This window comes from Serratia sp. ID 25-353 (assembly GCF_054792795.1).
This window is the reverse complement of the sequence record NZ_CM139236.1, coordinates 4097903-4122467: the sequence shown is the minus strand read 5'-3', so window position 1 is coordinate 4122467 and position 24565 is coordinate 4097903. Positions and strand designations below refer to the sequence as shown.

At 59.2% G+C, this 24565-nt stretch carries 23 protein-coding genes and 1 tRNA gene; 14 read left to right on the top strand and 10 right to left on the bottom strand.

The window, feature by feature from the left end; translation table 11 throughout:
• Positions 1-49: 49 nt before the first annotated feature.
• Positions 50-1414 (top strand): cell envelope integrity protein CreD, encoded by a 1365-nt coding sequence (creD, locus tag ACYF6X_RS19810; RefSeq protein ID WP_130018208.1) that lies wholly within the window; start codon positions 50-52, stop codon positions 1412-1414.
• Positions 1415-1451: 37 nt separating this feature from the next.
• Here the strand turns inward: creD and fldB are convergent, their stop codons facing one another.
• The gene (fldB, locus tag ACYF6X_RS19805; RefSeq protein WP_038871234.1) at positions 1452-1970 is read right to left on the bottom strand and encodes a flavodoxin FldB; all 519 of its coding nucleotides are present in this window, start codon (positions 1968-1970) and stop codon (positions 1452-1454) included.
• Between the two features lie 106 nt (positions 1971-2076).
• Here fldB and xerD point away from each other — a divergent pair, with 106 nt between their 5' ends.
• From xerD to ACYF6X_RS19775, 6 genes are all read left to right on the top strand, one after another.
• Positions 2077-2976, top strand: coding sequence for a site-specific tyrosine recombinase XerD (gene xerD / locus ACYF6X_RS19800; protein WP_063990783.1), 900 nt, complete (start codon positions 2077-2079; stop codon positions 2974-2976).
• A 26-nt stretch (positions 2977-3002) separates the two neighbouring features.
• Complete coding sequence (gene dsbC / locus ACYF6X_RS19795; RefSeq protein ID WP_130018209.1) at positions 3003-3719, top strand: bifunctional protein-disulfide isomerase/oxidoreductase DsbC; 717 nt, start codon at positions 3003-3005, stop codon at positions 3717-3719.
• 6 nt (positions 3720-3725) lie between these two features.
• Positions 3726-5459, top strand: coding sequence for a single-stranded-DNA-specific exonuclease RecJ (recJ, locus tag ACYF6X_RS19790; protein ID WP_063990700.1), 1734 nt, complete (start codon positions 3726-3728; stop codon positions 5457-5459).
• Positions 5460-5625: 166 nt separating this feature from the next.
• Positions 5626-6724, top strand: a protein-coding gene (prfB, locus tag ACYF6X_RS19785) for a peptide chain release factor 2 (protein ID WP_107227931.1) whose coding sequence is annotated in 2 segments (ribosomal slippage) — positions 5626-5700 and positions 5702-6724 — 1098 coding nt in all. Because the reading frame shifts where the segments join, the coding sequence is not laid out codon by codon here.
• A 9-nt stretch (positions 6725-6733) separates the two neighbouring features.
• Positions 6734-8251 (top strand): lysine--tRNA ligase, encoded by a 1518-nt coding sequence (lysS, locus tag ACYF6X_RS19780; RefSeq protein WP_033649459.1) that lies wholly within the window; start codon positions 6734-6736, stop codon positions 8249-8251.
• Between the two features lie 147 nt (positions 8252-8398).
• A tRNA-Gly gene (locus tag ACYF6X_RS19775) sits at positions 8399-8472 on the top strand.
• A gap of 167 nt (positions 8473-8639) precedes the next feature.
• Here ACYF6X_RS19775 and ACYF6X_RS19770 read toward each other — a convergent pair.
• From ACYF6X_RS19770 to ACYF6X_RS19755, 4 genes are all read right to left on the bottom strand, one after another.
• A complete protein-coding gene (locus ACYF6X_RS19770; protein WP_197817105.1) occupies positions 8640-10637 on the bottom strand; it encodes a BCCT family transporter in 1998 nt (665 codons plus the stop codon).
• Between the two features lie 155 nt (positions 10638-10792).
• On the bottom strand, positions 10793-11140 hold the full coding sequence (locus tag ACYF6X_RS19765) for a hypothetical protein (RefSeq protein WP_233221939.1): 348 nt from the start codon (positions 11138-11140) through the stop codon (positions 10793-10795).
• Between the two features lie 95 nt (positions 11141-11235).
• Complete coding sequence (locus ACYF6X_RS19760; protein WP_130018263.1) at positions 11236-12468, bottom strand: cysteine desulfurase-like protein; 1233 nt, start codon at positions 12466-12468, stop codon at positions 11236-11238.
• Positions 12465-13079, bottom strand: coding sequence for a 2OG-Fe dioxygenase family protein (locus ACYF6X_RS19755; RefSeq protein WP_233221938.1), 615 nt, complete (start codon positions 13077-13079; stop codon positions 12465-12467). The genes ACYF6X_RS19760 and ACYF6X_RS19755 overlap by 4 nt, the downstream gene beginning before the upstream one ends.
• 388 nt (positions 13080-13467) lie before the next feature.
• On the opposite strand from ACYF6X_RS19755, the gene ACYF6X_RS19750 reads away from it, so the two are divergent.
• The 3 genes from ACYF6X_RS19750 to ACYF6X_RS19740 all read left to right on the top strand — a co-directional run bounded on the left by ACYF6X_RS19750 (position 13468) and on the right by ACYF6X_RS19740 (position 15082).
• Positions 13468-13944, top strand: a complete 477-nt coding sequence (locus ACYF6X_RS19750) for a hypothetical protein (protein WP_063990704.1) — start codon at positions 13468-13470, stop codon at positions 13942-13944.
• A gap of 3 nt (positions 13945-13947) precedes the next feature.
• Positions 13948-14556, top strand: coding sequence for an OmpA family protein (locus tag ACYF6X_RS19745; protein WP_063990705.1), 609 nt, complete (start codon positions 13948-13950; stop codon positions 14554-14556).
• A gap of 76 nt (positions 14557-14632) precedes the next feature.
• Entirely contained in the window at positions 14633-15082 is a 450-nt protein-coding gene (locus tag ACYF6X_RS19740) for a GNAT family N-acetyltransferase (protein WP_063990706.1), read from the top strand.
• A gap of 20 nt (positions 15083-15102) precedes the next feature.
• Here ACYF6X_RS19740 and ACYF6X_RS19735 read toward each other — a convergent pair whose 3' ends face one another.
• A complete protein-coding gene (locus ACYF6X_RS19735) occupies positions 15103-15441 on the bottom strand; it encodes a hypothetical protein (protein WP_063990707.1) in 339 nt (112 codons plus the stop codon).
• Positions 15442-15577: 136 nt separating this feature from the next.
• Positions 15578-16147 (bottom strand): HdeD family acid-resistance protein, encoded by a 570-nt coding sequence (locus ACYF6X_RS19730; RefSeq protein ID WP_033644791.1) that lies wholly within the window; start codon positions 16145-16147, stop codon positions 15578-15580.
• A 149-nt stretch (positions 16148-16296) separates the two neighbouring features.
• On the opposite strand from ACYF6X_RS19730, the gene actS reads away from it, so the two are divergent.
• A complete protein-coding gene (actS, locus tag ACYF6X_RS19725) occupies positions 16297-17046 on the top strand; it encodes an amidase activator ActS (protein ID WP_063990709.1) in 750 nt (249 codons plus the stop codon).
• Positions 17047-17080: 34 nt separating this feature from the next.
• Here the strand turns inward: actS and ACYF6X_RS19720 are convergent, their stop codons facing one another.
• Entirely contained in the window at positions 17081-17938 is an 858-nt protein-coding gene (locus ACYF6X_RS19720; protein WP_130018262.1) for an AraC family transcriptional regulator, read from the bottom strand.
• A 181-nt stretch (positions 17939-18119) separates the two neighbouring features.
• On the opposite strand from ACYF6X_RS19720, the gene ACYF6X_RS19715 reads away from it, so the two are divergent.
• Complete coding sequence (locus ACYF6X_RS19715) at positions 18120-19889, top strand: ABCB family ABC transporter ATP-binding protein/permease (RefSeq protein WP_126178804.1); 1770 nt, start codon at positions 18120-18122, stop codon at positions 19887-19889.
• 9 nt (positions 19890-19898) lie between these two features.
• On the opposite strand, the gene betI is transcribed toward ACYF6X_RS19715, so the two are convergent.
• A complete protein-coding gene (betI, locus tag ACYF6X_RS19710; protein ID WP_130018261.1) occupies positions 19899-20495 on the bottom strand; it encodes a transcriptional regulator BetI in 597 nt (198 codons plus the stop codon).
• A 158-nt stretch (positions 20496-20653) separates the two neighbouring features.
• Between betI and ACYF6X_RS19705 the strand changes: the two genes are divergently transcribed.
• Entirely contained in the window at positions 20654-22198 is a 1545-nt protein-coding gene (locus tag ACYF6X_RS19705; protein WP_130018260.1) for a BCCT family transporter, read from the top strand.
• A gap of 6 nt (positions 22199-22204) precedes the next feature.
• Here ACYF6X_RS19705 and ACYF6X_RS19700 read toward each other — a convergent pair whose 3' ends face one another.
• Complete coding sequence (locus ACYF6X_RS19700; protein ID WP_049193888.1) at positions 22205-22636, bottom strand: VOC family protein; 432 nt, start codon at positions 22634-22636, stop codon at positions 22205-22207.
• A 654-nt stretch (positions 22637-23290) separates the two neighbouring features.
• Between ACYF6X_RS19700 and ACYF6X_RS19695 the strand changes: the two genes are divergently transcribed.
• Entirely contained in the window at positions 23291-24556 is a 1266-nt protein-coding gene (locus ACYF6X_RS19695) for an MFS transporter (RefSeq protein ID WP_063990712.1), read from the top strand.
• The last annotated feature ends 9 nt before the right edge of the window (positions 24557-24565 follow it).

The following is a 24565-nucleotide window of genomic DNA, read 5'->3' as shown; positions in this document are numbered from 1 at the left end:
ATTTCACCTGCGGGTTTTATCGTGGCCTCATTACTTATGAGGAGAGAGCATGATGAAATCGGTACTGTTCTGGAAAATAACCACACTGCTGGGATTGATGGTGGTGATGTTGATCCCCATCGCCCAACTGATGAGCGTGATCGACGAACGCAGCGGCTATCGGCAAAGCGTGGTCGGGCAGGTGAGCGAAAGCACCAGCGGGGCGCAGCGCGTGCTCGGTCCGTTGATTGTCATTCCCTACGTCGAACGAGAAGAGAAGAAAGACGAGAAAGGACAAACGGTAGTGCAGCGAGTGCAGCATTACCGCTATTTGCTGCCGGAGTCGCTTCAGGTGCAGGGGGCGCCGAAAGTAGAGGTGCGCAAGCTGGGCATTTATCAGACGCAGGTTTACCAGGGGCCGCTGAACTTCAAGATGCGTTTCGGCCAGCCGGAGCTGACGGATTTGCAACGCGCCAACGTGACCGTCGGCCAGCCGTTCCTGCTGGTGGCGCTGAGCGACTCTCGCGGCATCAAGAGCATTTCCCCGCTGGCAATGCCGCAGCCGGTGGCGTTTGAGCCGGGCACCGGCGTGGGATCGTTGCGCCAGGGGATCCACGCCCCGCTGACGCTGGGGGCACTGCAACAAAAAGAGGGGCTGAACGCCGAGTTCACCCTGACGCTGGCGGGCACCAGCAGCCTGTCGCTGGTGCCGCTGGGGCGCAGCAGCGAGCTGCAACTGCAAAGCAACTGGCCACACCCGAACTTCCTCGGCAACTTCCTGCCGGATGAACGCAAGGTGACGGAGCAAGGGTTCAGTGCTCGCTGGCGCAGCACCTGGTTCGCCAACAACATCAACAGTGCGTTCCATTACGACGATGGCATTATCGATGAGGACAAGCTGCCGGCCTTCAGCGCCAGCCTGGTCGAACCGGTCGATCACTATCAACTGACCGAGCGCGCGGTCAAATACGCGCTGCTGTTTATCGGGCTGACGTTTATGGCGTTTTTCCTGTTCGAAACCCTGACCGGGCTGCGGGTGCACCCGATTCAGTACCTGCTGGTCGGTGCGGCGCTGGTGTTGTTCTACCTGATTCTGCTGGCCTTCTCCGAACACCTGGGATTCGCTCTCGCTTACCTGGCGGCCAGTATCGCCTGCAGCGGTCTGATCGGCTTCTATCTGAGCGCCGTACTGCGCGGCAAGCTGCGCGGTGCGCTGTTCGCCGCGAGCCTATTGCTGTTGTACGGCGTGCTCTATTTGCTGTTGCAGTCGGAGGACAATGCGTTGGTGTTGGGGGCGGGGCTGCTGTTCGCCATTCTGGCGGGCATTATGCTGTTGACGCGTAAGTTGGACTGGTATCAGGTGGCGGATCCGGCGCGGTTGACCAAGGAAACGCCGGCTGGGGAAGACGAGCCACGCTTCCGTCTGTGGAAATAAGTGAGGAGAATCGGGCGCGCTCAGCGCCCGACAGCGGCTACAGCAGCGGCTCCATCTCCAACAGGATCTGTTCGCACCATTGCTGCAGGCGCTCTTCACTCAGATCGTATTGGTTGACCTCATCGAGCGCCAGGCCGACGAAATGTTTGCCGTCGGCGCTCAGCGGTTTGGGGCTGGTGAACTCGAAGCCGTCGGTCGGCCAGAAGCCGACGAACTGCACGCCCAGCGGCGCGATCTGATCGTGCAGCATGCCCAGCGCGTCGAGGAACCACTCACCGTAACCGAGCTGATCGCCCATGCCGTACATGGCGACGATTTTGCCTTTCAGATCCAGCGCCGGCAGCTGCGGCCAGATCGCTTCCCAGTCTTCCTGCAGTTCGCCGAAATCCCAGGTCGGGATGCCGAGGATCAGAATGGAATAGTCCTCCATCAGCTTGGGAGAGACGTCTTTCAGGTTGTGCAGGTCGACCAGGTCTTCACCCAGAATCTCACGGATTTTTTCTGCCGCCATCTCGGTGTAGCAGGTGCTGGAGCCGTAAAACAGACCAATCTTCATGTGTAAACCGTTACGTTGCTGTTTAGAGAATTGCAGCGAGTATACCTGATTTGCATCGGCTTAAGGCATAATGGCGCGGGTGGAAATGCAACAAAGAGAGGACCGCGTGCAACAGCAAGACAATGCGCTGATTGAACAATTCCTGGATGCGCTGTGGCTTGAGCGCAATCTGGCGGAAAATACGCTGGCCTCCTACCGGCTGGATTTGCAGGCCCTGGGCACCTGGCTTGGCCAGCAAAACACCGCCTTGCTGCAGGCGCAGGCGTTGGATCTGCAGGCGTTTCTCGCCGAGCGGGTGGAGGGCGGCTACAAGGCCACCAGCTCCGCGCGTTTGCTGAGCGCCATGCGCCGCCTGTTTCAGTACCTGTACCGCGAAAAGCTGCGCGCCGACGATCCCACCGCGCAGCTGGCGTCCCCCAAACTGCCGCAGCGTTTGCCGAAGGATCTGAGCGAGGCGCAGGTCGATGCGCTGCTGCAGGCGCCCTGCGTCGATCAGCCGCTGGAGCTGCGCGACAAGGCGATGCTCGAAGTGTTGTACGCCACCGGGCTGCGGGTTTCCGAGCTGGTGGGGCTGAGTATCAGCGACGTCAGCCTGCGGCAGGGCGTGGTGCGGGTGATCGGCAAGGGCAACAAGGAGCGGCTGGTGCCGCTGGGCGAAGAGGCGGTCTACTGGATCGAAAATTATCTGGAGCACGGCCGCCCGTGGCTGGTCAACGGCCAGACGCTGGATGTGCTGTTCCCCAGCACCCGTTGCCAGCAAATGACCCGACAGACGTTCTGGCATCGCATCAAACACTATGCCATCCTTGCGGGCATCGACAGCGAGCGTCTGTCGCCGCACGTGTTGCGGCACGCGTTCGCCACCCATTTGCTGAACCATGGGGCCGATCTCCGTGTCGTACAGATGTTGTTAGGACACAGCGATCTCTCGACCACGCAAATTTATACTCATGTAGCGACCGAACGACTGAAACAGCTACATCAACAGCATCACCCGCGCGCCTGAGCGGCGGGTTCGAAAGGATTGGAACAATGAAAAAAGGTTTAATGCTGCTCTCTCTGCTGGTGGCTTCGGTGACTGGCGCCGCCCATGCCGATGACGCGGCGATCAAAAAAGCGCTCGCCAGCCTGGGCATCCAGCAGGCGGACGTGCAGCCTTCACCGGTCAACGGCCTGAAAACCGTGCTGACCGACAGCGGCGTACTGTACGCCTCCGAAGACGGCAGGCACATCCTGCAGGGCCCGCTGTTCGACGTCAGCGGCAAAGAGCCGGTCAACGTGACCAACCAACTGCTGGGCAGCAAGATGGACGCGCTGAAAGATCAGATGATCGTTTACAAAGCGCCGAAAGAGAAACACGTGATCACCGTGTTCACCGACATCACCTGCGGTTACTGCCACAAACTGCATCAGCAGATGAAAGAGTACAACGATCTGGGCATTACCGTGCGTTACCTGGCATTCCCGCGCCAGGGGCTGGCTTCCCAGGCTGAAAAAGACATGCAGTCTATCTGGTGCACCGCCGACAAGGCCAAGGCGTTCGACGCCGCCATGAAGGGCGACGCCGTTTCTCCGGCGACCTGCAAAACCGACATCAGCAAGCATTACGAGCTGGGCGTGCAGTTCGGCATTCAGGGCACGCCGGCGATCATCCTGGAAAACGGCATGATGATCCCGGGCTATCAGGGGCCGAAAGAGATGGCCGCCATGCTGGATGCGCACCAGGCCGCCACTAAAGCCGGTGGTTAATCGCCGGTGAGTATTAAAACGCAACTACGCCGCCGGCCGGCGGCGGACGACACGCATCTGCCCGCCAGTTTGCCGCCGCTGCTGCGTCGGCTTTACGCCCTGCGCGGCGTGCAGGGTGAGCAGGAGCTGGAGCGCGGCGTCAAGGGCATGCTGCCCTGGCAACAATTGGACGGCATCGACGCCGCCGTCAGCCTGCTGCAACAGGCGCTGGCCGACGGCCGCCGCATTATGGTTGTGGGCGATTTCGACGCCGACGGCGCTACCAGCACCGCGCTGACGGTGCTGGCGCTGCGCAGCATGGGCGGCGCAGCCGTCGACTACCTGGTGCCGAACCGCTTTGAAGACGGCTACGGCCTGAGCCCCGAAGTGGTGGAGCAGGCGGCGGCGCGCGGCGCGGAGCTGATCGTCACCGTCGATAACGGCATCTCCTCCCATGCCGGCGTCGATGTGGCGCACGCCAAGGGGATGCAGGTGTTGGTGACCGATCACCACCTGCCGGGTGAGACCCTGCCGGCGGCCGAAGCGATCGTCAATCCTAATCTGCGCGGCTGCGGTTTCCCGTCCAAATCGCTGGCCGGGGTGGGCGTCGCGTTCTACCTGATGCTGGCGCTGCGCGCCCGGCTGCGGGACAGCGGCTGGTTCGAGCAGCGCGCGCTGGCGATGCCCAATCTGGCGGAACTGCTGGATCTGGTGGCGCTCGGCACCGTGGCCGACGTGGTGCCGTTGGACGCCAACAACCGCATTCTGGTGTATCAGGGGTTAAACCGCATCCGCGCCGGCAAATGCCGACCGGGCATCCGCGCGCTGCTTGAAGTGGCCAACCGCGATGCCCGCCAACTGGCGGCCAACGATCTCGGCTTTGCCCTCGGCCCGCGTCTCAACGCCGCCGGCAGGCTGGACGATATGTCGATCGGCGTGGCGCTGCTGCTGAGTGACGACATCGCGCAGGCGCGCATGCTGGCCAACGATCTCGACGCGCTGAACCAGACGCGGCGCGAGATAGAGCAGGGCATGCAGGTGGAAGCCTTGCAGCTGTGCGACCAGTTGGAGCGTACCAGCACCGAGCTGCCTTACGGGCTGGCGATGTATCACCCGGAATGGCACCAGGGCGTGGTGGGCATCCTCGCTTCACGTATCAAAGAGCGTTTCCACCGTCCGGTGATCGCGTTCGCGCCAGCGGGCGACGGCATCCTGAAAGGCTCCGGCCGTTCGGTGCCCGGTCTGCACATGCGCGACGCGCTGGAGCGGCTGGATATGCTGAACCCCGGCCTGATGATGAAGTTCGGCGGCCACGCGATGGCGGCCGGGCTGTCGCTGGAAGAGGCCAGGTTCGACGAGTTCCGCCAGCGCTTCGGCGAGCTGGTGGGGGAATGGCTCGATCCGGCGATGCTGGAAGGGGTGATCTGGTCCGACGGCGAACTGGCGATGCAGGAGCTGTCGCTGACGACGGCGGAGCTGCTGCGCGAGGGCGGCCCGTGGGGCCAGGCGTTCCCGGAACCGACCTTCGACGGCAAGTTCCGCATTCTGCAGCAGCGGCTGGTGGGCGAGAAACACCTGAAGCTGATGGTGGAACCGCTCGGCGGCGGCCCGCTGCTCGACGGTATCGCGTTCAACGTGGACACCACGCTGTGGCCGGACAGCAGCGTGCGCGAGGTCGAGCTGGCCTACAAGCTCGACGTCAACGAGTTTCGCGGTAACCGCAACGTGCAGCTGCTGATCCAGCATCTTTGGCCGCGCTGAGGCGAAATTGAACACAATTCGGGGATTGGGCTCTCCAATCCCCCGCATCCTTCCCGATCGCCACAAAAACTGACCAACTCGCTATAAACTGCCGCCCGGATCCGTTAGAATTAGCGGTTCCAATGGCATTCCGCCATCGACGACATCAACGTAAAAGAACGAAACCATGTTTGAAATTAACCCGGTAAAAAACCGAATTCAGGACCTGTCCGAGCGGACTGCGGTTCTTAGGGGGTATCTTTGACTATGATGCCAAGAAGGAACGCCTAGAAGAAGTCAACGCCGAGCTGGAGCAGCCGGACGTGTGGAACGAGCCGGAGCGCGCACAGGCGCTCGGCAAAGAGCGCGCCGCGCTGGAAGCCATCGTTGAAACCATCGAGCAGCTGGAGCAGGGCGGCGAAGACGTCGGCGGGCTGCTGGAACTGGCGGTGGAAGCCGACGATGAAGAGACCTTCAACGAAGCGGTCGCCGAGCTGGATCAACTGATGAGCAAGCTGGATCAGTTGGAATTCCGCCGTATGTTCTCCGGCGAATACGACAGCGCCGACTGCTACCTGGATATCCAAGCCGGCTCCGGCGGCACCGAAGCGCAAGACTGGGCCAGCATGCTGCTGCGTATGTATCTGCGCTGGGCCGAAGCCAAGGGCTTCAAGACCGAAGTGATCGAAGAGTCCGACGGCGACGTCGCGGGCCTGAAGTCTGCCACCATCAAGATCATCGGCGACTACGCGTTCGGCTGGTTGCGCACTGAAACCGGCGTTCACCGCCTGGTGCGCAAGAGCCCGTTCGACTCCGGCGGCCGTCGCCACACCTCGTTCAGCTCGGTGTTCATCTACCCGGAAGTCGACGACGATATCGATATCGAAATCAACCCGGCGGATCTGCGTATCGACGTGTACCGCGCCTCCGGTGCGGGCGGTCAGCACGTCAACAAAACCGAATCCGCCGTACGTATTACTCACCTGCCAACCAACATCGTGGTGCAGTGCCAGAACGATCGTTCTCAGCATAAGAACAAGGATCAAGCGTTTAAACAGCTGCGAGCCAAGCTGTACGAGTTTGAGATGCAAAAGAAAAATGCTGATAAGCAGACGATGGAAGACAACAAGTCCGACATCGGCTGGGGCAGCCAAATCCGTTCTTACGTGCTGGATGACTCCCGCATCAAGGATTTGCGCACCAACGTCGAAACGCGTAATACGCAGGCCGTACTGGATGGCGACCTGGATAAATTCATTGAGGCAAGTTTGAAAGCCGGGTTATGAGGAATAGAAATGTCTGAACAACAAGTACAGGGCGCCGATCAGGCGCTGGATCTCAATAACGAACTGCAGTCCCGCCGCGAGAAACTGGCCGGCCTGCGCGAGAACGGCATTGCGTTCCCGAACGACTTCCGTCGTGACTCCACCTCCGACAAACTGCACGCCGCGTACGGCGATAAAGACAACGAAGAGCTGGAAGCGCTGGGCGTAGAAGTGACCGTCGCCGGCCGCATGATGACCCGCCGTATTATGGGCAAGGCATCCTTCGTCACGCTGCAGGACGTGGGCGGCCGCATTCAGCTGTACGTCGCGCGCGACGATCTGGCTGAAGGCGTGTACAACGACCAGTTCAAGAAGTGGGACCTGGGCGATATCCTCGGCGCGCGCGGTAAGCTGTTCAAAACCAAGACCGGCGAACTGTCGATCCACTGCACCGAGCTGCGTCTGCTGACCAAAGCGCTGCGCCCGCTGCCGGACAAATTCCACGGCCTGGCGGATCAGGAAACCCGTTACCGCCAGCGTTACCTGGATCTGATCGCCAACGAAGAATCGCGCAACACCTTCAAAGTGCGTTCTCAGGTGATGTCGGCTATTCGCAACTTCATGGTGGAACGCGGCTTCATGGAAGTCGAAACCCCGATGATGCAGGTGATCCCGGGCGGTGCGTCCGCGCGTCCGTTCATCACGCACCACAATGCGCTGGATATCGACATGTACCTGCGCATCGCGCCGGAACTGTATCTGAAGCGTCTGGTGGTCGGCGGCTTTGAGCGCGTGTTCGAAATCAACCGCAACTTCCGTAACGAAGGCGTTTCTCCGCGTCACAACCCAGAGTTCACCATGATGGAACTCTACATGGCTTACGCGGATTACAAAGACCTGATCGAGCTGACCGAGACCCTGTTCCGCACTCTGACCGAGAAAGTGCTGGGCACCTCTCAGGTACAGTACGGCGACGAAGTGTTCGACTTCGGCAAGCCGTTCGAGAAGCTGACCATGACCGAGGCGATCAAGAAATACCGTCCGGAAACCGATCTGGCTGACCTGGCCGACATGGGCAAAGCGGTGGCCATCGCCGAATCCATCGGCATCAAGGTTGAGAAGAGCTGGGGTCTGGGCCGCGTCGTGACCGAGATCTTCGAAGAAGTGGCGGAAAGCCATCTGATTCAGCCGACCTTCATCACCGAGTACCCGGCTGAAGTGTCGCCGCTGGCGCGCCGCAACGACGTTAACCCGGAAATCACCGACCGCTTCGAGTTCTTCATCGGCGGCCGTGAAATCGGCAACGGCTTCTCCGAGCTGAACGACGCCGAAGACCAGGCACAGCGCTTTGCCGATCAGGTGAACGCCAAAGACGCCGGCGACGACGAAGCGATGTTCTACGACGAAGACTACGTCACCGCGCTGGAGCACGGCCTGCCGCCGACCGCCGGTCTGGGCATCGGTATCGACCGTATGGTGATGCTGTTCACCAACAGCCATACCATCCGCGACGTGATTCTGTTCCCGGCGATGCGCCCACAGAAATAATTCCGCTTAGCGTGAAACCACCGGTGCAGGCAACTGCGCCGGTTTTTTTTCGCCCACCGGACTTAACCGCTTAAAACATCGACAGTTACGCGCCATCTCCGCTTGCCCGCCGCCGATAACCGGTTATAATGCCTGTCGCACACCGATGCGGGTGTAGTTCAATGGTAGAACGGCAGCTTCCCAAGCTGCATACGAGGGTTCGATTCCCTTCACCCGCTCCAGCGCTCCCTCCTGAAAACATCCTGATTCTCAGAAAGATTACCCCAACCCAATCCTTTGTCCCTGTAAGCGTTATCACTGGTTGTCTGCCAACCCACCAGCATCATCAGCGCCGTGGTGAGGAAAGCAGGGCAAAAAAATGCCGCCCCTGGGGACGGCATGTCGGCCTTTAGCGCACCAGATGCAAGAAATGCAGGTGCTTTTCGTACTGGTCGAGAATATCGTTGATCAACTGCTCCTGATTCCAGCCCATGACATCGTAGTTCTGGCCGCCTTCTTTCAGGTAGATCTCCGCGCGATAATACTTGTGCTGCTCGGCTTGCTGTTCATCGTTATCCAGCCCGGCCAGAGCGAACGTCGGCGAACTGTAGCCGCGCAGTCTGACTTCATAGATAAAGTTAAGCTCATCGCCCAAATCGACCTCGAAACGAATGCGGTCTTCCGCGGTGGCGTTGATGCTGCTGAGCGTGTTTTGTTTACTCAGCTCTTCCTGCACCAGCGTCATGGCCGGTTGGATAACCTCATCCATAAAGCGCTTAACCAGCGAGCGTTTTGGCAGATAGGCGATATTGCGCAGCCTGCGCTGCCAGGGAATGGGGTTGCGGGCGGCGGTGGGGGCGATGGTGGCCATATTTTGGCTGTCGCGCTTGGTCAGGTCGCGGCGCAGCGCTTTAAGCAAGCCGTAAATGGATATCAGCAAGATGGCCGAGAACGGCAATGCGCTGGCGATGGTGACGGTTTGCAGCGCGCTGAGCCCCCCGGCGATCAGCAAGGCGATGGCGACGATGCCCATCAGCGATGCCCAGAAAATGCGTTGCCAAACCGGCGTGTTGCTGGAGCCGCCCGAAGCCAGCGTATCTACGACCATGGCGCCGGAATCGGCGGACGTGACAAAAAAGACGATCACCATCGCCATGGCGATAAACGAAAGCACGCTGGAGAACGGGAAATGCTCCAGGAAGTTAAACAACGCCAACGCCACGTCTTGCTGTACCGTAGTGGCGAGGTCTGTCGCGCCCTGTTGCATGATCAGGTAAATGGCGCTGTTGCCGAACACCGTCATCCACATGAGGGTGAAGCCGGCCGGGACGAACAGCACGCCCGTGACAAATTCGCGGATGGTTCGGCCGCGGGAAACCCGTGCGATGAACATACCGACAAAAGGCGACCAGGAGAGCCACCACCCCCAGTAGAGCAGCGTCCATCCGCCTAACCAGTTGCTGGATTTTGGCTCATAGGCATACAGGTTGAACGTTTTGCTGACCAGCTCGGACAGATAGCCGCCGGTATTTTCCACAAAGGATTTCAACAGCAGGACGGTTGGCCCCAACAGCAAGACCAAAGCCAGGAGCAACAGCGCCAGGCCAAGATTCAACTCTGACAGAAAGCGTATGCCTTTCTCCAGCCCTGAAACCACGGAAATGGTGGCCAGCCCGGTAATCACCACGATCAAGATCACCTGAACGGTTTCGTTGATCGGCACGCCAAACAGGTGGTTAAGCCCGGCGTTGACCTGCAACACGCCATAACCCAGCGAGGTTGCGACCCCGAACACGGTGCCGATGACGGCGAAGATATCGACGGCATGTCCGATAGGGCCATAAATGCGGTCGCCGATGATCGGATAAAGCGCAGAGCGCAGAGTCAACGGCAGGCCATGCCGATAGCTGAAGAAGGCCAGAATCAACGCCACGATGGCGTAGATCGCCCAGGCGTGCAGCCCCCAGTGGAAAAAGGTCAGGCGCATGGCCTGTTTGGCCGCCTCGACGCTTTCGGGCGTGCCGACCGGCGGCGAGAGGTAGTGCATCACCGGCTCAGCCACGCCGAAGAACATCAGGCCGATGCCCATTCCCGCTGAAAACAGCATGGCAAACCATGAGTGGTAGCGAAAATCGGGTTGCGCATGATCGGGGCCAAGTTTGATGTCGCCGTAGCGGGAAAGCCCCAGAAACGTCACGCTGAGCAAAATCAGCGCCACGGCCAAAATATAAAACCAGCTGGCGTTGGTGAAAATTTGTTGCTGTAGAAGCTTGAAGTTCTTGTCAGCGACGTCGGGGAAAAAGGCGGCGAACGCGACCAGAAGAAAAATGAGGACTGCAGAGGTAAAGAATACCGCTTTGTTGATATGGCTCTGCGGCTTTTTTAGGGGGGTGTCTTTCTCACTCATAAATTGATTTATTCCATTTGTTTGATTATCGCCCTGAATGGAGGAGAGGTGTAACCTGTTATATCGTAGCAAAATAGTCAGGCTGTCGGTGCCGGTCAATAGGGCGGAATTACCGCTGCCTGAGCGCGGTAATTCCGAGCTATTCCGTGTTGCCGTTAGTTAAATAAAAATGCCAATAACCCCGTCACCTTATTTTTATTTTCCCATCCTTCCAATTTCATGCAGGCATTAACGTGTTCTGTTCTGCGCATTTCATTGCTGTCCGAGGGAAAGGCGCCGCCACCGGTATTGGGGATCTCTGTGCCGTTGATCGTCATGGAGGAGAAGGTCGGTGAGCTGGCGCGTAAAGACAGATTCACGGGATAGCGCTGTTCGGCTGCCTGCTGGCAGCTTGTTCTGGCCGCTTCAAGGGGCGTTGGGGTTGCCGTTTGCGCTTCCCATTTCTCCGGCGTGGCGCAGGAAGACATCATCAACGCGGCGGCGATAACTGCATATTTTCGCAAAGTAAAAATCCATTTCTAAAATAAAATCCCCTTAATTCTACCCCCAGCGTGCCGCGATGGCCCGCTCAATAAGGTGAGCGGGCCGATGTGGCGAGTTAACTGAGTATATCTTCGGCGATCACCTTAAACAGCGCGTCTATTTCGCCCTGGGTGTTGTAGTGCATCATGCCGATGCGCAGCACGCCGCCGTCCTGTAACCCCAACTGCTGAATCAGACCCAGCGCATAGAAATGCCCGCTGCTGGCGCAGATGTTGTGCTGCCCCAGGCGGCGGGCGATCGCGTCAGGCGTCTGGCCGCTGAAGGTCAGGGCGAAGGTTGGCGTGCGGCGCGCGCTGTCTGCCTGTGAATGGCCGTAGAGTCGCACGCCGTCGAGGTGCTGCAGCCGTTGCAAAAAGTGGCGGCACAGCGCCTCTTCATGCCGATGGTAGGCGGCGAAGCTCTCCTGCAAACGCTGCCTTAACGGCGCATCGGGTGTTCCCCACTGCGCCAGATAGTCGATCGCGGCCGCGACGCCGGCCAGCGCTTCGAAGCTCTGCGTGCCGGTCTCGAAACGGCCGGGGCCGACATCGGTGGCCGGCTCGACCTTGTAAGGCCGCAGGCGTTGCAGCCACTGCGGTGCGAGGTAGGCCATGCCGACGTGCGGGCCAAAGAACTTGTAGGCGGAGCACACCAGGAAGTCACATCCTAACGCCTGTACGTCGATCAGGTTGTGCGGCGCATAGTGCACGGCGTCGACATACACCTGCGCGCCGACCCGATGCGCGGCTTCGACGATGGTTTTGATATCGACGATGCTGCCGGTGACGTTGGAGGCGTAGCTGACCGCCACCAGGCGGGTGTTGGCGTTGATGCGCTCACACACTTTCGCGGCGTCCAATGCGCAGTCGGCGCTCTCCAGCGGTATCTGATGCACCACGGCCCCTTTGTCGGCGGCGGCCTGCTGCCAGCTGGAGACGTTGGCGTAGTGATCGAGCGCGGTGACGATGACCTCATCGCCGGCCCGCCAGTCGCGGCTGATGATGCGGCTGAGATGAAAGGTCAGCGTGGTCATATTCATGCCGAAGACGATGTTGTCGGGCGAAGGCGCATTTAACAAGGCGCGCACCGATTCTCGCGCCTGGCCCATCACCTCGCCGGTGACCCGGCTGGAGAAGTAGTGGCCGCCCAGGTTGGCATTGTATTTCCCCAGATAGTCGGTCATTTTTTCCAGCACGCCCCGTGAAACCTGTGCACCGCCGGGGCCGTCGAAAAAGATCGCCGGTTTGCCGTCGATGTGCTGGGACAGGGCGCTGAACTGGCGTCGGGCGAGCTCGGGCGTAAAGGTCATGCTTTCTCTCCCCGTGCGGTGAGGACGAAGAGATCCAAATGGCCCTCTTCAGCTGGGCTTACGGCGTTGATCGGCGTAGCGTTGTGCCACAGTTTGCTGTCCGCCAGCAGCACGGCTTCACCGTCCGCCAGCGCTTTTTTAAAGAAGGGATCGTGGTGGCTGTCGTCGTACAGCATGATTTCACCGCCGACGATGTTGTGCCGGTGAATGGCGATCATGGCGATATGGTCGAAGCCATCCTGGTGAATACCTTCCGGCGCCACCTGGGTGTCTTTCTCGATGGCGACCACGCGCATCTGGTGGATCTCTATCTCGGCGCCTTCCGGCAGTTCGTTGCTTTCTGCAAACAGGTTGCACATCTCCGCCATGCCGGCGCTCTGCAGTACGGCGCTGTCGATAGGCTCGAAGCGGCGCACCACGTTGCCCTGGAAGTGGTTGATCTGATCGGACTGCATGAAGGTGCGCGGCCCCACTTCGGCGACGTTGGGGTTGAGGTATTTGACGACCGAATAACGGCGCAGGCGATATTTTCCGTCGGCGTGTTGCGTGTGGGGCAAGGAGGAAAACGAAGGCATCAGTTGTTGGGTGGCTTGCGGGCTTAGTACAGTCATACTTATTACGTTTTCGTGTTTCTGTAACATAATCACCTCTAATAATAATAATTTCTGATGTTGTAGGGGGTAATTCGATTGAATTGTAGACGACTCTATAACCAACGCAATTTGGCGGTGGCGAGGTGTGACGGCGGTCGTAAAGTGGCGTGAACAGCAGAGAGGATGAGCAGAAGGGAATGCCGGTATGAAGCAGGTCATTCAGCAAAATAAGCGCTAACGGATGAGAATTCATGCGGAAGCATAACGTGACCAAGGTTACGCTTTCAGGGATAACTCTCATGAATATGGGGGGCTTTACTATAATTCCGGGACAGAGTGACCGCAGCGGAATTGGCAGATTATTGAAAGAACAATCTTCCATTCCCCCTGAATAAGGACTCCGATCATGCAGCATGTCAGAGAATTCGTCATTTCCTGTCTGTTTGCTTCGATAATGTTCCCCGGCATGGCGTTCGCGGAGGATGCTCCCGTGACACCGTTGGCTACCGGGATCGTCAGCAGCGGCGTGGCCGAAGCGCAAGTGACTGAGGCCGTGCGCCACGGTGAAATCCTGACCATCAAGGTGCGTTTCAAAGGGTTGAAAGACAACCTTAACGGACAAGGCTTGTATAGCAGTTTGGATAAAAGCAGTCTTGAGAAATCCTTCTATCTTCTGGTGGGTAATAAAAAATACCTGCTGCTTACCGATAGCAATAATGTCCCACTGACTTCTCCCAGCGTGTCATTCAGCTCAAGCTCAGGCATTCCCTATGTCGCCACCTGGTTTGGCAGCTTCCCCGCGCCTCCACCTGACGTGAAGGAGGTGTACCTGACGATCGCCAACGTCGAGCCGCTCGGGCCGATAGTCATTACGGATCGTTGAGCGATGAACGGCCTCAGGAAAGCCGCCTGCGTGGGCGGGGTGCTAGCCCTTGGGCTGGTGTCATTCGGTTCATGGGCTGACGGCGGAGAGCCGGTATCGGTAGGGAAACCGGTGATACTCGATCTCAAGGCTACCCGGCTGGATTTGGTGGGGTTGCCCTCGGAGCTGAATGCCGGCGTCCTTGATCTGCAAAGTAAGGCCGCGGATCTGGCTAAACAATCCGCCGACATTTCCGTCAGAAACAGCAAAAATACCGTCACGTTATCGATGCGCAGCGATGTGCTGTTCGCCTTCGACAGCGATGCGATTGCCGCTAAAGCGGAGCCTGCGCTGCAACAGGTAGCGCAATTTATCGCTGCCGAACCGGTAGGGAAGGTGGTGATCGAGGGGCATACCGATGCGGTGGGCAGCGATAAATATAATCAGGATCTGTCGCTGCGACGCGCGCGTGCGGTGGCTGCCTGGCTGATCGCACATGGCGTAGAGAAATCTCGCCTGAGTGAGCAGGGAAAAGGTGAGGTTGAGCCGGTGGCGTCCAACGACACGCCTACGGGCCGGGCCAAGAATCGACGGGTTGATTTTGTGTTGCCGAAAACCGCTGCTGCCGGTTAACATCGCGCCGGCTGCCATTCCTTCCGCCAGTCGCTTTTAAGCAGACTCCTCCCGCTTACCCCACCGAGATGTCGTTATGATTGAAATACGCGAGATTAACCGCGACAACCTGTTTGACGTGTGCGAACTGACGTCGAATCAAGACGGTGTTGGCACCGTGTTTGAGGCGTTTATTTGCTGTAACGCCATCTCCATTTCCGAGGCGGCGTTTTTTCCGGAATGCCAGCCCCGCGCGCTCTACCGCGACGGCGAACTCATCGGTTTTTTCATGTACAAGCGCTGGCCGCATAACCCGCATGAGGCTGAGCTGTGTCGCTATATGCTTGACCATAAGTTTATGGGGCAGGGGTTGGGGCGTGAGAGCTTCGCCGCGATACTCGCGCATTTCAGGCTGCACGGCGTAGAGCAGGTGACGTTAATGATTGATGAGCATAATCTCGTCGCCAAAAGCCTGTATCTCGCCTACGGCTTTCGCTTCACCGGCAAGATTGAAAAGGAAGAGCATTACTACAGCCTGGCGCTTTAGCGGCCCCGACAAAGGCGGAGTCAGAACGTCTCGAAATACAGCTCGCGCAACAGCCAGGATATTTCATTGTTGGTGCGATTAAGCGTCTCGATTCTGCGAACCCCTTTCGCTTCGGCGCGCAGATCGAGCAGCAAGTTGCGGATCTGCTGGAATAACGGGGTTTGCGGGCTGGGTTTGGCTAGCTGCTGCCCGCACAGTTTGATACCGGCGTCGCAGCCGGTGGCAATGTCCGCCAGGCAGCACGGGCAGGTGGCTTTTTGGCGCGCCATATTGCGACATTGTTGCCCGATTACCTGATTGAAGTGGCGTAATTGCAGGCAAACTTCCCGTGAGTTCAGCGGGTTGGAATGGGTGGTCATCGGCTTTTGCTCCCTTGTCTCCGTCTTATATTGGCACTTACCGATGAAGATAACCACGGACAAGCAGAGGGGGTATCGCCTTGTTTTTTCTGGAAACAACGAAAGCGATGGGGCCCGCGGCGGCGGGCGGGTAGGGTCAGGCGCGTTTAAACAGATTCGCCGCCTGGAACAGCGCAAAGGAGCTGACCAGCATCTCGATGCCGACGATCGCCGTCACCAGCGTGACCGACGCCGCCGGGCCTGAGCCGATCAGCATCCAGGCGATGATCAAGTCGAGCACGCCGATAACGAACTGCAGCCAGTTGCCCGGCAGCCCGCGGCGCATGTAGCCCGCTGCCAGGCGCGCGATGCCGCCGAGCGCGAACAGTACGGCGAGGTACACCGCCAGCGCCAGAATGCCCGCCAGCGGGCTGGTGATGAACACATAGCCGATAATCAGGTAGGCCACGCCCAGCAAAATGCCGCCGATCATCGGCCAGGTATTCTGCGCCCGGTTAGCGATCATGGCGATAATCAGCCCGGCGCCGCTCAACAGCAGCAGGATGCCGACCACGATGCTCAGCGCTGCGCCGGAGGCAAAAGGATTGACCAGGCACAGGATGCCGCCCGCCAGCAGCAGGAAGGCGATGATCAGCAGGGTGGTACGTTGCTTTTTGAGCAGTTCTTCACTCAGGAGGGGCAGATTATTGCGGTCGAGGTTCAACATGACAGTACTCCATTTCGTCGTTGGGTAATTAATCAGTCATCCTTACCTGTTTAGCATAGACCGTCTGGGGGTTTTTGACTGACCCGGCGCAAATGTTACACTGTGCGGCTGACGCGTATCAGAACCGAAACGACGACTGAGGACTGGATTTGAGCACAGGAAGCAAATGGGCTGGGTGGCGCCGCATCGCGGTGTGTCTGACATTGGGGCTGTTGTTGGCCGGGTGTTCGGGTAAAAACACCTACAACCGCGACTACGATAAACTGCCGAAGGGCAGCTACACCGGCAAGTCCTACACCGTCAAACGGGGCGATACGCTGTACTACATCGCCTGGATCACCGACAGCGAAGTCAGCGATCTGGCCAGAATCAACAAGATACGCCCGCCTTATAGCCTGGAAGTGGGGCAGAAACTGCGGCTGAGCGGCAGCGCGCCGACCAAAACCGCCGCCACGCGCCGTAAAGCGTCTTCCGCCGCGATCGCCAAGCAAACGCCGCCGCCGGGCGCAGCCCGCTGTTGGCGTTGGCCGACCAGCGGTCGGATCGTGCAGGCCTACTCCAATTCAGATGGCGGCAACAAGGGCATCGACATCGCCGGCAAACGCGGCCAGCCGATCTACGCTTCCGCCAAGGGCAAAGTGGTGTACGTCGGCAACCAGCTGCGCGGCTACGGCAACCTGATCATGATTAAGCACGGCGAAGACTTTATTACCGCCTATGCGCACAACGACACCACGCTGGTGCGCAACGGCCAGGATGTGAAGGCGGGGCAGAAGATCGGCACCATGGGCAGCACCGGCACCGATTCGGTGTTCCTGCACTTCCAGATCCGCTACCGCGCTACCGCGCTCGATCCGCAGCGTTATCTGCCGCCGCAAGGTTCGTCGCCGTCCTGTTAACGTCAATCTGGCTCCTTGCGGAGCCAGATGTCAGTTACTTCAGCGGCAGGTAAAGATCGGTCACCAGTTCATATTCCGCCACCTCGTGCACGAAGTTGTGGTAGTGGAAATAGAGCGGAAAATCGCGCAGCTCCTCGCCGCTGGCCGGCAACCACTCGCGGTACAGATAATGGGCACTTTCCGAGAGCCCATCCAGCGAGCCGTGATGGCGCAGCAGCGCGCAGCGCCCGGCCGGCAGCGTGCTGTTCACCACGCCAAAGGCGTTGTCCGCGGGGATCGGCGCCGTGACCTCGCCGCAAATGAAGAAGCGGAAGTCCTGCGCTTCGGTGGTGGCCGGATCGTGCGGTGCGATGCCGAAAGTGCGGCTGCTTCTGACCGGCGACAGGCCGCTGGTTTTGCGCCACTCGATAAAGCGCGCGGCGGTTTCGTTGACCAGCGCGGACGGGCCGCGATGTTCGATCATCGCCACCGGCGTGGCCGGGAAGTCGACAATGTCTACCTTCATGGGTTGTTTCCTTTTGTGTTTCGGCTCGGGAAAGCGCTGCTGCCAATCGATCCAGGCCGGCCGTTTGCGAAACTGGCTTGGCGTTTGGCTGAACGCCTGTTTGAAGGCGCGGCTGAAGGACTCCGGGTTTTGAAAACCGGCGTCCAGCGCGATGTCAATCACCGGCTCCAGTGGGTTATACGCCAGGCGGTACGAGGCGCGTTTGAGCCTCATCCATTGGATATAACGCCACACCGAGATGCCGCAATACGCGCTAAACTGGCGTTGAAAATGAAAGCGCGAAAAGTGGGCCACTTCGCTCAGTTTTTCGACGGTGAGCGCCTCGTCCAGGTGGCGGTCGATATAGTCAAAGACCTGCGCAAAGCGCTTTGCATACGTCTGGGTCATGTGATTGTCTCCTCCATGCCTGAACTTTGCCCGAGCCGCCGCCGCTTCTCCTGACGGATGATGCTGAGTTGCCGCCGCAGGACAACGGGATGGCGGCGGCGTTCGCCGCCGGCCAGGCCAAACTCATAACCCCCGCGCGGCCGTGCGCCGCGATCCCGACCGAGAAGATGAATATTACATGATGGATCGTTCCCGTTTGCTGAAATTCCTGCTGCCCTACCTGTGGCCGAAAGACAACCCGCGCCTGCGGGGGTATCTGGTGGTGGCCTTCGTATTCATGGTGGCGGCCAAGGTCAGCACCACGCTGGTGCCGCTGGCCTACAAAGCGATGGTCGATGCGCTGAGCGGCGAGACGGCGAAAATGCTGGCGGTGCCGCTGGGGCTGATCGTCGCCTACGGCGTGGCGCGGGTGGGCGGCGCGCTGTTTGAGGAGCTGCGCAACGTGATGTTCATTCACGTCAGCCAGAATGCCACGCGCCTGCTGGGCGTGCGGGTGTTTCGCCAGCTGCATGCGCTGAGCCTGCGCTTCCATCTGGAGCGCCAGACCGGCGGGCTGTCGTTGTCCATCGAGCGCGGCACCCAGGCGGTGGCCACGGTGCTGTCGCGCTTGCTGTTCTCCATCGTGCCGATCCTGTTCGAACTCTCGCTGGTCACGGCGATCATGTGGCATATGCTGAACGGCTGGTTCGCGCTGGCGATCCTGACGACGGTCGGCTGCTACATCCTGTTTACCGTGCTGGCGGTCAGCTGGCGCACCCGCTTTCGCCGCGAGCTCAACAAGGCCAACGCCGATGCCAACAGCAAATCCATCGACAGCCTGCTGAACTATGAGACCGTGAAGTACTTCGGCAATGAAGAGTTCGAGGCAGAGCGTTTCGACCTGTCGCGCCGGCTGTACGAATACGCCGCCATCAAGAACCAATTCAGTTTTACGGCGATCAACCTGGGGCAAACTGCCATTATTTCGATCGGGCTGATCGTGATGATGGCCATGGCGGCGCAGGGTATTACGCAGGGGACGATGACGGTCGGCGACTTCGTGCTGGTCAACGCCTATCTGCTGCAGCTGTATCAGCCGCTGAACTTCTTCGGCTTTATTTATTCCGAGGTGCGCCAGGCGCTGATCGACATGGAGAACATGTTCGATCTGCTGCAGGAAAAGCGTGAAATCGTCGATAGCCCGGATGCGCAGCCGCTGCGCCTCGATCGCGGCGAAGTGCGGTTCGATGCGGTCAGCTTCGGTTACGACACGCGCCGGCCGATCCTCAAGCAGGTGAGTTTTACCATTCCGGCGGGCCACACGGTGGCGGTGGTCGGCGCCTCCGGCGCGGGCAAGTCCACGCTGTCGCGGCTGCTGTTCCGCTTCTACGACGTGCAGAGCGGCGCCATTACCCTCGATGGCCAGGACATTCGCCAACTGACCCAGGCCAGCCTGCGGCAGGCGATCGGCATCGTGCCGCAGGATACGGTGCTGTTCAACGATACGCTGCGCTACAACATCGGCTACGGCAAGACCGGCTCCAGCGATGAAGAAATCGAGCGGGCGGCGCGGCTGGCGCATATCCATGATTTTATCGTCGGTCTGCCAGACGGTTACGACACCCGGGTCGGCGAGCGCGGTCTGAAGCTGTCGGGCGGTGAAAAGCAGCGGGTGGCGATCGCGCGCACCATTCTGAAAAATCCGGCCATCCTGGTGTTCGACGAGGCGACCAGCGCGCTGGATACCCAGACCGAACGCGAAATCCAGGGGCACCTGCGCGAGGTGAGCCGCAACCACACCACGCTGGTGATCGCCCACCGGCTCTCCACCGTGGTGGACGCCGATGAGATCATCGTGCTGGAGGCGGGGGAGATCGTCGAGCGCGGGGGGCACGAGGCGCTGCTGGCCGCGAACGGCCGCTACGCCGCGATGTGGCAAACCCAGTACAGCGAAGAGCAGGAATCGCGCTGACGAGGGCGTTCACCCCAGCGGCTGCGCGGCATTGAGCCGCTGTGCCACGTAGTCGCAGGCGATGCGGCAGTCCTGCTTCAGGTCGGTCTCATCACCGGCCAGGCTACCGCGTAGCCAAAGTCCATCGATCATTGCCGCCAGCCCACGTGCGGCATCACGCGCCTGGCGTAACGGCAGCTCGCGGCGAAACTGATAGCAAATATTGGAATAGAGCCGCCGATCGTTGGCGCGCTGCAGGCGGCGCAGCACCGGCTGGTGCATGCTGGCGGCCCAGAAGTCGAGCCAGGCGCGCATGGACACGGCGTTGGTTTGGCTGGAGTGGAAGTTGCCCTGGATAATGGCGAACAGCTGTGACTGGCTGTCGCTCGCCGCCTGCGCGCGGCATTCGGCCACCGCGTCGCGCAGATCGCGCAGAATTTTGCGCATGGTGGCGCTCAGCAACCCCTCTTTATCGCCAAAATAGTGGCTGACGATGCCGGTCGACAGCCCGGCTTCTTTCGCCACCTGAGACAGGGTGACGCCGGCCAGCCCGACAACGTTAATGGTCTCGAAGGCGGCGTTAATCAGCTGCTCCTTACGCTGTTCCGGAATATCTCTGCGGTACATATTTTCCCCAACTGATAGGCCAATCACACTTTGGATTTGATTGATTGAACGGTCAATCAATACTCTATATGCTGCAAAAATGTCAAATAAATGACGATAAAATGTTAACTGAAAGTTGCATTGAAATCGTCTGTCTTTCGCACCATGGAAGCCTGCCAATGACAACAAAAACTCCTCCATCGCTTGACGAAGAACCTGTCAGATTGAATGCTCCGGTATTTTTCGGCTCGGCGGCGGTGATCCTGCTATTGGGATCGCTGGTCGTGCTGTTTCCCTCCGCCAGCAAACTGTGGCTGAACGCCGCACAAAGCTGGGTCGCCGACGTGTTCGGTTGGTACTACATGCTGTTGATGGTCGTCTGTATGGCATTCGTCTTCTGGCTGGCGCTGTCGCGCTTCGGCCATATTCGCCTCAGCCAGGATGACGAGCCGCCGCAGTTCAGCTATCCCTCGTGGGTGGCGATGCTGTTCTCGTCGGGTATCGGCATTGCGCTGGTGTACTACGGCGCTTATGAACCGCTGGATCACTTCCTGTCGCCACCGGAAGGCAGCGGCGGCACCGTGCAGGCGGCGCGACAGGCGATGGCGTTGACCTTTTTGCACTGGGGGCTGCACGGCTGGGCGCTGTATGCGCTGATCGCCACCGCGCTGGCCTATTTCGCCTATTGCCGCGGCCTGCCGTTGGCGCTGCGCTCTGCGTTATACCCGATCTTCGGTGAACGCATCCACGGCGGGGTTGGTCATCTGGTGGACAGTTTCGGCATTCTGGTGACGGTGATCTCGATGGTAACCAACCTGGGGATCGGCGCGCTGCTGGTGAACTCGGGGCTGTTTTATCTGTTCGATATTCCGCAAAGCACCGGCGTGCTGCTGGCGCTGATCGTGGTGATGATGGTGGTGGCCACGCTGGCGGCGGTCACCGGCGTCGAGAAGGGCATCGCCATGTTGTCGAACATCAACGTCGGCTTCCTGTGCCTGCTGCTGCTGTTCGTGTTTCTGGCCGGGCCGACGCTGAATCTGCTGAACGGCATGTTGCAAAACCTCGGCGATTATCTGACCTCGCTGGTCAGCCGCAGCTTCGATATGTATCTGTACGGCAAGGCGCGCCAGTGGCAGGGCGCCTGGACGCTGTTCTACTGGGCCTGGTGGGTGGCGTGGGCGCCGTTCGTCGGGCTGTTTATCGCGCGCATTTCCAAAGGGCGCACCATTCGCGAACTGATTTTCGGCGTGCTGCTGATCCCACTGGGTTTCACGCTGGCGTGGCTGTCGATCTTCGGCAATACCGCCATCAGTCTGGTGCTGGAAGGCGGGCAGGCGATCCTGGGACAGGTGGCGCAAAGCGATCCGCCGATGGCGGTGTTCAAGCTGTTCGAATACCTGCCCTATACCCAACTGACTGCCGGTTTCGTGGTGGTGATCAGTTTCGTGCTGTTCCTGACGCCGGTCGATTCCGGCACGCTGATGATAGCGAACCTCTCCTGCCAGGGCGGTTCCGCCCATGATGACGCGCCGGCCTGGCTGCGGGTGTTCTGGGCGGCGGTCACCACGTTGGTGTGTGCCGGGTTGCTGTACGCCGGCAGTTTCAGCGCGATGCAGACCGCGGTGGTGCTCTGCGGCCTGCCGTTCTCGGCGGTGATCGTGCTGTACATGGTCAGCCTGCGCAAGGATCTGTGTCGTTACGCCATGAAGCCGGTGCTGCCCTGAGGCGGTTTATTCGTCTGCGCGCGGCCGGTGATGCACGTACTCGACAGTCGTGCCGTCCGGCAGGCGCGCATTGAAACAGGCGCCGGTGGGCACCTCCACCGGGCCGAAGAAGATCTCGGCCCCGGCGGCCAGCAGCCGCTGGTGGTAGGGATAAATGTCATCGACCAGCAGCGTGCCGACAGTGCTGCGGAAAGGGCGCAACTGCTCTTCCGCCCCTTCCAGGATCAGAAACGGTCCCACCGCCGCCAGTACCAACCGATGCTCGGGAAAATCGAAGCGCATGTCCGCCGTTACGCCGTGCAGCTGCTCGTAAAACGCGATGGCGCGATCGATTTCGCCTTCGCCAACGTAGACCCGAATCAGCACTCGTGGCTCACGCAGCGATGAAGAGTCGGCGGTTTTGCGCCAGAAACCGGCTTTTGTCAGTGCTGTCGTCATGTTCATCTCCTTGCTGGTTACCTGCCGCTTATCATGCCGCCGTTTTTTCATCCGGGGTTGGATCGAGTTGGCATAAGCTAGCCGCGCCGGTAATAACCCATTCACAGGGCGTTAAAGGGCGTTCTGTTTGTGATTCCGGTCACGGCCTGCGCTTTTATTATTATTCAGCATTGATAATGTCATGGCGTGATTATTGATTAACACAATAGAGTTAATCGTTCGCGCCATAACCGTGATAAAGCAAACGGATTCAAATAATAAAGCGGGTGGGGCAATGCGGCCGATGAAAAGGGAAATGTCGTCCATTTATAAGAAGGAATTAAGTTTTATTTATTAACCTGTTTATAAATCACGGTGCTTTGGCTTTTTAGATAAAATTAAAAAGTGCCGGTTAATTTTATTTAAATCATTAAAAACATAATGTTGATTTATTTTCATGTCATTCGCGTTCTGTGAAAAATACCTGAATCGCCTCTCCGTCGCCGTTTTCAACGGCCGTTTGACATGCCCGTAGCTTGAGATAAGTTTATATCGTTAATATGTTAATGAGTTGTTGTCGTGACCGATGGCCATTATCTCTCTTGGCCGAGCGCTTAACCGACTTATGCCATGGCCGCTCGCCATTCATAAGTTAACTTATGGACTAATGACGCTATGAATAATTCGCCAGGACAGCGCTCGCGATTGAGCGAAGAGAACCGATTGCTGATCATTTTGTTTTTCGTTTTCGGCTGCGTATTCGTCGATCGTCTGACCATCTCTTTTCTGTTTCCGATGATTGCCGCCGATTTGAAGCTGAGCAACGTGCATCTTGGTACGTTGTCGGCGGTGCTGGCATTGACCTGGGCGTTGTCCGGCGCCGGGCTGGGGGCGATTGCCGATCGCTTTAATATCCGTAAACCGATGCTGATCCTGTCGATCCTGGTGTTTTCGCTGTTCTCCGCGCTGTCGGGGTTGGTCAGCGGTTTTGCCATGTTATTGATCTTCCGCGCGCTGATGGGGATCGCCGAAGGGCCGGTGTTGCCGATCGCGCAATCGCTGATGGTGGAAAAATCGCAGCCGCAGCGCCGTGGCTTCAACATGGGGCTGATCCAGGGGGCGGCGCCGGGGCTGCTGGGCGGCATTATCGCGCCGCCGCTGATCATCTATCTGGCACAGAAATGGGGCTGGAGCATGGCGTTTCATCTGACCGCCGTGCCGGGCATCATTCTGGCGTGGCTGATCTATCGCTATGTGAACGGCAAGAAGGACCCCGCTTTCAGCGCCGCGCCGGCGGCCGGCAAGGCGGCGAACAAAGGCGCTTACGGCGAGCTGTTTAAAATCAAGAACGTGGCGCTGTGCATTCTGATCTCCTGCGTGTTCGTCACCTGGTTCATGATCATCATTACCTTCACCCCTAATTTTTTGGTGACCGACCGTGGCTTCGGTGAAGGCACGATGGGCGGCATCATGAGCGCCATCGGCGCTGCCTGGGTGTTCTGGGGCGTGGCGGTGCCGGCGATCTCCGATCGCCTCGGCCGCAAGCCGACGCTGATCTTCTTTTCGCTGCTGGCGGTATGCTGCCCGCTGTTCCTGAGCTACGTCGTTAACCCGTGGCTGCTGGGCGTACTGGTGTTCCTGTCTTATACCGGCCTTGGTTGCTTCACGCTGTTTATGGCCACCATCCCGTCTGAAACGGTGTCGCCGGCCCGCATCGCGACCGCGCTGGGGCTGGTGATGGGGATTGGCGAGGTGATTGGCGGCTGTCTGGCGCCGTTTATCGCCGGGCTGATCGCCGATCGCTACGGGCTGGTCAGCGTGATGTGGCTGGCGGCGGCCGGCGCCGTGTGTGCCGGCGTATTGAGTTGTTTTCTCGATGAAACCGCCCCCGCGGTGGTGAGCCGCAGAGCGGTGAAACCGGCGGGCGTCGCCGACGTTTGAGGCGGTTTT